The organism is Lacimonas salitolerans (assembly GCF_042677865.1).
Lineage (GTDB): Bacteria > Pseudomonadota > Alphaproteobacteria > Rhodobacterales > Rhodobacteraceae > Lutimaribacter > Lutimaribacter salitolerans.
The window spans coordinates 1-4,621 of the sequence record NZ_JBHUDD010000022.1 but is presented as its reverse complement, the minus strand read 5'-3'; the positions used below and the strand labels follow the sequence as shown (position 1 = coordinate 4,621).

Sequence of the window (4,621 nt, the reverse complement as noted above, 5' to 3'; positions counted from 1 at the left end):
GCGCGCAGGCTGGGATGACACCTTCCTGCGCTCGATTCTCACAAACATAGCAATGGCTTAATGCCAAAAGCGATTGCCCTGACTGGCCACCGACATATCCACCGGTCCACTGACCCGTGACAGGCGAAGCCATTTGGGGAACCGGCTGGGGTGCGGGCTCGACCATGGCATCGTCCAGCGAGCCTGCGAAGGCGGGTGCGGCTGCCAGGGCTGCCGCGGCTGCAATAGCGGAAATTGTGTAACGCATCGTTCCATCCTTTAGAGTTGATTGCTCGATTTTTCTTGGACCGAGTCTCGGCCCTCGCCTCAAACATATGCATCCTGCCTTTGTTGCAAGAGATGCTACGCTGGCGTGCAATCACGGACGCGCGATGGGCGGAATGCCGCAGGTTTTGTCGCTTTTTCATGACAAATCTGAGCGGGTTTTCGCGCGTTCCATGTGACACGCATTCGTGATGGGAAAACATGTGTTTGAAATACAACGTTTAAATCGAAGGCTTGGATCAACCCAAGGGCGAGAGGCCCAGGATCGCTACAGCACACCGATCTCGGCCAATGCGCCTGCCAGTTGCGGGGGCAGGGCATCTTCGTTCTGGCGGTTGGCCGGCAGGTCCGAAGGCGCGTCCCCCGGGAGCAGGTAACGCCAGCCCTGAAAAGCGCGCTTCGGCGTTGATGTCGTGCGGATCAGGCCCGGTTCCAGCACCAGCGCGCAGCGTCGGATGCCATCCTCGCCCCGTGCCTCGTCCAGGCGCAGGATGCGTTGGCGACATTGCACCACCCCCTTGATCACCCAATAGATCGAGCCGCCATTCAACACCTCTTCCTCGCGCTTGGGCCACATGCGGGTGACGTGGCGGTGCAAGCCGTCATCGAACCGGCGGCGGAATTGCTGCTGCCACGCCTCAAGGCTTTCGACACTGTCGGTGCCGACGCTGAGTTTCAGAAGATGCACGAACTTATCCACAGATTTCCCCACAGACTCGGTCTGGTTTGTTCTGCATATTGTAGCTTTGCCAGAAAATGCTTCAACCTGTTGTGCAAAACGGCTGATTGGGGCATTCTGACTGCCTTTCTTCCTCGCTGCCACAAGGATTCGCGCCATGACCCGCTTTGCCGCCCCGATTGCCGAACAGATCTGGGACATGAAATACCGGTTCAAAGAGGCTGATGGCGCGCCGATCGACCGCTCTGTCGAGGATACATGGCGCAGGATCGCGCGGTCGCTGGCGCAGGTCGAGGCACAGCCGGATGTCTGGGAAGACAAGTTCTTTCACGCGCTGGAGGATTTCAAATACCTGCCCGCCGGCCGCATCACCGCCGGTGCCGGCACCGAACGCAGCGTGACCCTGTTCAACTGTTTCGTCATGGGCACCGTGCCCGACAGCATGGGCGGCATCTTCGACATGCTGAAAGAGGCCGCGCTGACCATGCAGCAGGGCGGCGGGATCGGCTATGATTTCAGCACCATCCGCCCGCGCGGCGCGGCCGTGCATGGTGTCGCGGCGGATGCATCGGGGCCGCTGTCGTTCATGGATGTCTGGGACGCGATGTGCCGCACGATCATGAGCGCGGGCAGCCGTCGCGGTGCGATGATGGCCACGATGCGCTGCGACCACCCGGATATCGAGGATTTCATCACCGCCAAATCCGATGCCGCACGGCTGCGCATGTTCAACCTGTCCGTGCTGGTGACGGACGACTTCATGGAAGCGGTCAAGGCGGATGGTCCATGGGAGCTGAAGTTCGGCGACAAGGTCTATCACACCCTTGAGGCGCGCGACCTGTGGAACAAGATCATGCGCGCCACCTATGACTATGCCGAACCCGGCGTGATCTTCATCGACCGGATCAATCAGGCCAACAACCTGAGCTATTGCGAGACGATTGCCGCCACCAATCCTTGTGGCGAACAGCCTCTGCCGCCCTACGGGGCCTGCCTGCTGGGATCGATCAACATGGCGCGGCTGGTGGATCGCCCGTTCGAGGATGGTGCCGATCTAGACCCTGCCGCGCTGGACGACCTGGTGGCGACCGCCGTGCGGATGATGGACAACGTGGTGGATGCGTCGAACTTTCCGCTGGACGCGCAGCGCGCCGAGGCACAGGCCAAGCGCCGGATCGGTCTGGGCGTCACCGGGCTGGCCGATGCGCTGCTGATGGTCGGCCTGCGCTATGGCAGCGACGCGGCCGCCGCACAGACCGCGGATTGGCTGAAACGCATCGCGCGGGCGGCCTATCTGGCCTCGGTTGATCTGGCCAAGGAAAAGGGCCCGTTCCCGCTGTTCGATGCCGAGCAGTATCTGGCCTCCGGCACGATGCAGCAGATGGACGACGACGTGCGCGCCGCCATTGCCGAGCACGGCATCCGCAACGCCTTGCTGACCTCCATCGCGCCGACCGGCACGATCAGCCTTTATGCGGGCAACGTGTCCTCGGGGATCGAGCCGGTGTTTGCCTATAGCTACACCCGCAAGGTCCTGCAAAAGGATGGCAGCCGCACCGAGGAAGAGGTGGTGGATTACGCCGTGCAGATGTGGCGCGACAAGTTCGGCGATCGCGACCTGCCCGACTATTTCGTGAACGCCCAGACTCTGGCCCCGCTGGCCCACGTCAAGATGCAGGCAGCGGCGCAGAAATGGGTGGATTCGTCGATCTCCAAGACCATCAACTGCCCCGAGGATATCGGATTTGATGATTTCAAGGATGTGTATCTGCAAGCCTATGAAACCGGCTGCAAGGGCTGCACAACCTATCGCCCCAATGATGTGACCGGGTCGGTGTTGAGCGTGAGCGAAAGCAGCGAAAAGACGCCCGAGGCCGATCAGGGGGCCGACGTGATCTACATGTCCGAGCCGCTGGACCGGCCGCAGGCGCTGGAAGGCAACACCTACAAGCTGAAGTGGCCCGACAGCGAGCATGCGATCTACCTGACGGTGAATGACATCGTCATCAACGGCCACCGCCGCCCGTTCGAGGTGTTCATCAACTCCAAGAACATGGAGCATTTCGCCTGGACCGTGGCCCTGACGCGGATGATGTCGGCGGTGTTCCGGCGTGGGGGCGATGTGTCCTTCGTGGTCGAGGAGCTGAAGGCCGTGTTCGACCCGCGCGGTGGTGCATGGCAGAACGGCAAGTACATCCCCTCGATCCTCGCGGCTATCGGTGGCGTGCTGGAGCGGCACATGGTGTCGATCGGCTTTCTGGAAGGCGAAGGGATGGGCCTGAAATCCGACCCGCAGGCGCAGGTGGTCAACATGGACGGCAACCGGGGCAAGTCCTGCCCAAGCTGCGGCCAATACGGCATGCGCATGATCGAAGGCTGCATGACCTGCGGCAGCTGCGGCCACAGCAAGTGCGGGTGAGAGGCTCAGCAGGCACCTGTGAAGCGACAATCAAAACTTGACCATCAGGACTGTCCAAATGTCCATCGGACAGTCAATTCGTGTCCATCGCTACGGGTTTTGCCACCACATATCCAATCTTCACCCGTGTAAGCCGCAAGATTTAGCATAGAGCACAGTATTTAGTTGACGCTGTAGTGTTCCTGGTTATCATTGGAATTGTTTCGCCGTCATCCTCATCGCCGGGTTCATGCTGAGCGCCGATCAGATGGGGGGCGGCCTCGGGTCGACGGGCCTCGCGCCCCGACAGCCCGTGTCGGTCGCCGTGACCGAGCATCCCAGCGATGCCGGAAGCGGTCCGTGGAAGCGACAGGCGAGCCCTGCCTCTGAACCGGCCATAGCCCTCCTCGGACTTGAGAAACAGGAGTATCGGATGGTCACTGAGATTAAACTTCGGCTCTGCCTGGGCGCGGCGTGTGCCCACCACTTGACACCGGCCAAAAACCGGTATGCTCGACGCAAGGTGAGAATGCGGGTTTCCGCGCGCCAACGCTAAGAATTGTCGGCCCCTGGGGCTGGCTCACTGTCGTCGTGGAGTTTTCCTCGGCGACGCTTTACGCCGTCATCCTCATCGCCGGGTTCATGCTGAGCGCCGATCAGATGGGGGGCGGCCTCGGGTCGACGGGCCTCGCGCCACGACAGCCCGTGTCGGTCGCCGTGACCGAGCATCCCAGCGATGCCGGAAGCGGTCCGTGGAAGCGACAGGCAACTTCAGAGGCAGGACGAGGCATACCGATGCGTCCGCCAGAGAGAACAAGCGATCGTGGGAAAGTTATTCGAACTCTGCCGCAAACAAGATTCGCTTCATAAGGCTTGGCGCCGAATTCGCGCGAACGGTGCCCGGTCAAAGTCTGAGGAGACCCGTAGTGCGATTGAGGACTTCGATCGCACTGCAAACAGAGACATATTGAGAATTCAGCGACGCCTTCGTGAGGGAACATTTGAATTTGACCCGCAGAAAGGTGTCCTGAAGTCTAAAAGCAGCGGCGGCAAGCGCGGCATCGTCATGGCATCTGTCCACAACCGGATAGTTGAGCGGGCACTACTCGATACGTTACAAGAGAAGGTCGAGGTGGCGCGCCAAGCCGGAATACAGAAGAGCAGCTTCGGCGGCGTTCCAGATCGTTCAGTCCCTCACGTGTGAATCGGCATGCAAAAGTGACCCACTTGGGTGGGTTATGATCATCTAAAACTGACCCACCTGCATTGTTAACATCCGT

The 4,621-nt window shown here is 60.7% G+C and carries 3 protein-coding genes and 1 pseudogene; 2 read left to right on the top strand and 2 right to left on the bottom strand.

Going from position 1 to position 4,621, the window contains the following annotated elements; translation table 11 throughout:
- Together ACFTOW_RS02100 and ACFTOW_RS02095 are read right to left on the bottom strand one after the other, a co-directional pair.
- Positions 1 to 247, bottom strand: a pseudogene (locus tag ACFTOW_RS02100) (hypothetical protein); the annotation flags it as partial.
- Positions 248 to 532: 285 nt separating this feature from the next.
- Positions 533 to 964, bottom strand: coding sequence for a DUF1489 family protein (locus ACFTOW_RS02095; RefSeq protein WP_379912586.1), 432 nt, complete (start codon positions 962 to 964; stop codon positions 533 to 535).
- Between the two features lie 136 nt (positions 965 to 1,100).
- Between ACFTOW_RS02095 and ACFTOW_RS02090 the strand changes: the two genes are divergently transcribed.
- Together ACFTOW_RS02090 and ACFTOW_RS02085 are read left to right on the top strand one after the other, a co-directional pair.
- Complete coding sequence (locus ACFTOW_RS02090) at positions 1,101 to 3,362, top strand: adenosylcobalamin-dependent ribonucleoside-diphosphate reductase (protein WP_379912584.1); 2,262 nt, start codon at positions 1,101 to 1,103, stop codon at positions 3,360 to 3,362.
- A gap of 946 nt (positions 3,363 to 4,308) precedes the next feature.
- Positions 4,309 to 4,545, top strand: a complete 237-nt coding sequence (locus ACFTOW_RS02085) for a hypothetical protein (RefSeq protein ID WP_379912582.1) — start codon at positions 4,309 to 4,311, stop codon at positions 4,543 to 4,545.
- Positions 4,546 to 4,621 lie beyond the last annotated feature (76 nt).

Coding starts and splice junctions, on each gene's coding strand:
- ACFTOW_RS02090 (WP_379912584.1), top strand. CDS start 1,101: ATGACCCGCTTTGCCGCCCCGATTGCCGAACAGATCTGGGACATGAAA.